2 protein-coding genes and 1 pseudogene are annotated in these 5,297 nt (G+C 76.4%); all 3 read left to right on the top strand.

Going from position 1 to position 5,297, the window contains the following annotated elements:
• Nucleotides 1-27: 27 nt before the first annotated feature.
• Nucleotides 28-4,572, top strand: a pseudogene (locus ACWCSD_RS47195) (amino acid adenylation domain-containing protein); the annotation flags it as partial.
• Nucleotides 4,569-4,763, top strand: a complete 195-nt coding sequence (locus ACWCSD_RS47190) for an MbtH family protein (RefSeq protein WP_358297748.1) — start codon at nt 4,569-4,571, stop codon at nt 4,761-4,763. The pseudogene ACWCSD_RS47195 and the gene ACWCSD_RS47190, both read left to right, overlap by 4 nt.
• Nucleotides 4,760-5,297 (top strand): MFS transporter (locus ACWCSD_RS47185; protein WP_449925461.1); only part of this gene is annotated, 538 nt, incomplete at its 3' end. The genes ACWCSD_RS47190 and ACWCSD_RS47185, both read left to right, overlap by 4 nt.

Raw genomic sequence — 5,297 nt, 5'->3', positions numbered from 1 at the left:
GCCGACGACCAGGTCAAGGTGCGCGGCGTGCGGATCGAGCCGGCCGAGGTCGAGGCGGTGCTGGAGGAGCACCCGTCGGTGGCCGCGGCCGCGGTCGCCGCCCACGCCGGCCGCCTGGTCGCCTACGTCATCCCCACCCCACCCGGCGCGGACCGCCCGACCGGCGCGGAGCTGCTGCGGTTCGCGGCCGCGCGGTTGCCCGCCGGGATGACGCCCGTCCAGGTCGTCACCCTGGAGGCGCTGCCCCGCACGCCCAACGGCAAGCTCGACCGGGCCGCCCTCCCCGCCCCCGAGGCCAGCGCCGCCACCGGCCGCGGGCCCGCGAACGCCGCCGAGGAGACCATGTGCGCCCTGTTCGCCGAGGTGCTGGACCTCCCGGCGGCGGGCCCCGAGGACGGCTTCTTCGACCTGGGCGGCCACTCGCTGCTGGCCGCCCGCCTCACCGTGCGGATCAGGGAGACCTTCGGCGCCGCCGTGCCGATCAGGGCCGTGTTCGACGCCCCCACCCCGGCCGGGCTCGCGGCCCTGCTCGGCGTCACCGCCGCCCCTCGGCCGCCCCTGCTCCCGTCCCCGCGGACCGGGCCGGCGGCGATGCGGCCCGACCCGGTGCCACTGTCGTCCGCGCAGGCCAGGCTGTGGTTCCTGTACCGGATGGAGGGGCCCAACCCGACGTACAACATCCCGCTGGCGCTACGGCTCGGCGGCGACGTGGACCGCGCCGCGCTGCGGGCCGCGCTCGACGACGTCGTGGCCCGGCACGAGATCCTGCGCACGGTCTTCCCCGAACGCGACGGCGTCCCCTGCCAGCGGGTCCTGGAGCGGCACAGCGTCCCGATGCCCGTCTGGCAGCCGGCCGAGCCCGCCGCGGCCATGCGCCGGATCGCCCGCCGTGGCTTCGACCTGGCCGCCGAGCCGCCCTTCCGCGCCCACCTGCTGCGGCTCGGCCGCGACGAGCACGTGCTGATGCTCGTCCTGCACCACATCGCGGGCGACGGCTGGTCGGCGGGGCCGCTGGTCGGGGACCTGAGGGCGGCCTACGAGGCCCGCCGGAGCGGACAGGCGCCGGCGTTCGGGCCGCCGCCCGTCCAGTACGCCGACTACACGCTGTGGCAGCGCGACCTGCCCCTGACCGGGCTGGAACACTGGCGGGCCACACTGGCCGGCCTGCCGGACCGGCTCGACCTGCCGTACGACCGGCCACGGCCCGCCGTGCTGGGCGGCGCGGGCGGCACGGTCCCCGTGACGTTCCGGCCCGCTCTCATGGCCGAGGTCGAGGCGCTGGCCCGCCGCGCCCGAGCCAGCGTCTTCATGGTGCTGCACGCCGCCCTGGCCGCCCTGCTCACCCGGCTCGGCGCGGGCACCGACATCCCGATCGGCACGCCCGTCGCCGGCCGCGGCCACAGCGCCCTGGACGGCAGCGTCGGCTTCTACGTCAACACCCTCGTGCTGCGCGCCGACACCTCGGGCGACCCGTCGTTCGCCGAGTTGCTGGACCGGGTCAAGGCCGCCGACCTGACCGCGTTCGACCACGCCGAGCTGCCCTTCGACCGGCTCGTCGAGGCGCTCAACCCGCCCAGGTCGCGCGACCGGCACCCGCTGTTCCAGGTCATGCTCGTCCACCAGGACGCCGCCGAACCGCCCGGCGTCGAGGTCGTCCACACCGGGACGGCGAAGTTCGACCTCACCCTGAACGTCGGCCCGTCCGGCGCCGGGTTCCTGGAGTACAACCGCGACCTGTTCGACCGGGCCACCGCCCGCGCCCTCGCCGGCCGGCTGACCCGCCTGCTGGAACAGGCCGTGGCCGACCCGGACCGGCCGCTCGGCGGGTACGACCTGCTCGACGCCGCCGAACGCCGCACCCTGGTCGAGGAGTGGAACGGCGACCTGGTCAGCGAGCCCGGCGGCACCCTGCCCGGCCTGTTCGAGGCCCAGGCCCGCCGCACCCCGGACGCCGTCGCCGTGGACACCTGGACGTACGCCGAGCTGAACGCGCGCGCCAACCGGCTGGCGCACAAGCTCATCGCCCACGGCGCCCGGCCCGGCGCCGTCGTCGCGCTGTCGCTGCCCCGCTCGCCCGACCTGGTGGCGGCGCTGCTCGCGGTGGTCAAGACGGGCGCGGCCTACCTGCCGCTCGACCCGTCCCACCCGGCCGCCAGAACCGACCACATGATCGCCGACGCCGGGCCGGTGTGCGTCGTGGACGCGTCCTGGCTGGGCGACCTCGGCGACTGGCTGGACCACGACCCGGAGCGCGATCTGCGTCCGGGGGACGCCGCGTACGTCATCTACACCAGCGGCTCCACCGGGCGGCCCAAGGGCGTGGTCATCACCCACCACAACGTCGTCCGGCTGCTGTCGGCCACCGACGCGTGGTTCGGGTTCGGCCCCGGCGACGTCTGGACGCTGTTCCACTCCTACGCCTTCGACTTCTCGGTGTGGGAGCTGTGGGGCGCCCTGCTGTACGGCGGCCGCCTGGTCGTGGTGCCGTACGAGACCAGCCGGTCCCCGGGCGACCTGCTCGCCCTGCTGGAACGCGAGCGCGTCACCGTGCTCAACCAGACGCCGTCGGCGTTCTACCAGCTCATCGCCGCCGACGACGGCCGCGACCTGGCCCTGCGGTACGTGATCTTCGGCGGCGAGGCGCTGGAGCCCGCCCGCCTCGCCCCCTGGCGGGCCCGCCGTCCGGACCTGCCGCGCCTGGTCAACATGTACGGCATCACCGAGACGACCGTGCACGTCACCCACCACATGCTGCCGCCCGGCGAGCAGCACGGCAGCCCCATCGGGCGCGGCATCCCGGACCTGCGGGTCTACGTCCTGGACGACCGCCTGCGGCCGGTGCCTCCCGGCGTGGTCGGCGAGCTGTACGTCGCCGGGGACGGCCTCGCCCGCGGCTACCTCGGCCGGCCCGGCCTGACCGCCGAACGGTTCGTCGCCGACCCCTTCGGACGGCCCGGCACCCGCATGTACCGCTCCGGCGACCTGGCCAGATGGCGCGCCGACGGCACGCTCGACTATGCGGGCCGCGCCGACCAGCAGGTCAAGGTGCGCGGCTTCCGCATCGAGCCGGGCGAGGTCGAGGCGGCCCTGCTGCGGCACCCGTCGGTCGCCCAGGCCGCCGTGATCGTCCGCGAGGACCGGCCCGGCGACCAGCGCCTCACCGCCTACATCGTCCCGCCCGCCGAAACCGCTTCCGCCGGAACCGCTTCCGCCGAAACCGCTTCCGCCGGAACCGCTTCCGCCGGAACCGCCTCCGAGGGGCCCGCCTCCGCCGGGGCCGCCTCCGCCGGGGCCGCCTCCGCCGGGGCCGCCTCCGCCGGGGCCGCCTTCGCCAGGGACGCCGACGTGGGGCAGGTGCGGGCGTTCGTGGCGCGGGTGCTGCCCGGCTACATGGTGCCGGCCGCCGTCGTCCGGGTGCCCGCGCTGCCGCTCACCGTGAACGGCAAGCTCGACCGCGCCGCCCTGCCCGCCCCCGAGGCCCCCACCACCGGCGGCCGGCTGCCGGACGGGCCGCGCGAGGAGGCGATGTGCGCGCTGTTCGCCGAGGTGCTCGGCCTGCCCCGGGTCGCCGTGGACGACGGCTTCTTCGATCTCGGCGGCCACTCGCTGCTCGCGGTCCGGCTGGTGGCCAGGGTCAAGGAGGTGTTCGGCGCCGAGGTGTCCGTCGGCGCGCTGTTCGAGGCGCCGACCGCCGCCGCGCTCACCGCCCTGGCACAGGGCGGCGCGCGCACCGACCCGCTGCGGACGCTGCTGCCGCTGCGCGAGTCCGGCTCCCGGCCGCCGCTGTTCTGCGTGCACCCGGCGGGCGGGCTGAGCTGGTGCTACGGCGGCCTCATCCGGCACGTCCAGGACCGCCCGATCTACGGGTTGCAGGCCCGCCGCGACCACCTGCCCACCTCGCTGCGCCGCCTGGCCGCCGACTACGTGGCCCAGCTCAGGCTGGTGCGCCCGCGCGGCCCCTACCACCTGCTGGGCTGGTCCACCGGCGGGATCATCGCCCAGGAGATGGCCGTGCAGCTCCGGCTGGCCGGGCAGGAGGTCGCGCTGCTGGCCGTCCTGGACGCCTACCCCGCCGAGGGCATGCGCGACCTGCCGCCGTCCGACGAGGCCGAGGCGCTGGAGGCGCTGCTCACGATGGCCGGCTTCGCCCCCGACGCCGCCCTCACGCTGGACCGGGTGGCGGAGATCCTGCGCCGCGAGTCCAGCCCCCTGGCCGGGCTGCCGGCCGGGACGCTGGCCGAGCTGAAGGACCTCTACCTCAACACCAACCGCCTCGTCCGCGCCCTCGACACCCGCCGCTTCGACGGCGACGTGCTGTTCTTCCGCGCCACCGTCGACACGGTGGACGACACCCTGACCGCGGACGCCTGGCGCCCGCACGTCGGCGGCACGATCGAGACGCACGACGTGGCCTGCAGCCACAAGGACATGACACAGCCGGGCCCGATCGCCGAGATCGCCGCGATCGTCGCCGCCCGCCTCGACCGCCTCGACCGCCTCGACCACCTCGACCGACCAGGCGGCCCCGGCCCCCGTGGCGCCGCCCCCGCGACCCAGGAGCACACCCCGTGAACCCCTTCGACGACCCGGACGGACAGTTCCTCGTCCTGGCCAACGACGAGGACCAGCACTCCCTGTGGCCCTCCTTCGCCGCCGTCCCCGACGGCTGGTCGGTGCGCTTCGGGCCGGACGGCCGGGCCGCCTGCCTGGCCTACGTCCAGGCGTCCTGGACCGACCTGCGCCCCCGCAGCCTGCGCCGGTGAGGGGCCGCGTACTGGCCGCCTACGTCACGGCGATGTGCGTGAGCGGCCTGGACGCGACGATCGTCAACCCGGCGCTGTTCGCCGTCGCGGCCGACCTCGGCGTGCCGCCCGCCGCGGCGAACGCCGTGGAGTCGGCGTTCCTGGCCAGCCTCGCGATCGCCATGCCGGTCGCCGGCTGGCTGTGCGACCGGTACGGCGCGTCGCGCGTCTTCCTGGCCGCGCTCGCCGCGTTCACGGCGGCCTCCGGGCTGTGCGCGCTGTCGTGGGACCTGGGGTCGCTGGTGTGCTTCCGGGTGCTGCAGGGCGCGGCGGGCGGCGTGCTGACGCCCGCCGGGATGGCCATGTTGTTCGCCGCCTACGCCCCCGAGGAGCGCATGCGGCTGTCCCGGCACATCGTGGTGCCGACCGCGCTCGCGCCCGCGCTCGGCCCGGTGCTCGGCGGCCTGCTGGCCGACACGCTCTCGTGGCGCTGGGCGTTCCTGGTCAACCTGCCGCTCGGCGCGGCGGCCCTGCTCGCCGGCGCCGCCGCGCCGC

It is taken from the genome of Nonomuraea sp. NPDC001684 (assembly GCF_053596515.1).
Note: the sequence above shows the minus strand (reverse complement) of the source record. Positions and strands in the feature narration are given on the sequence as shown.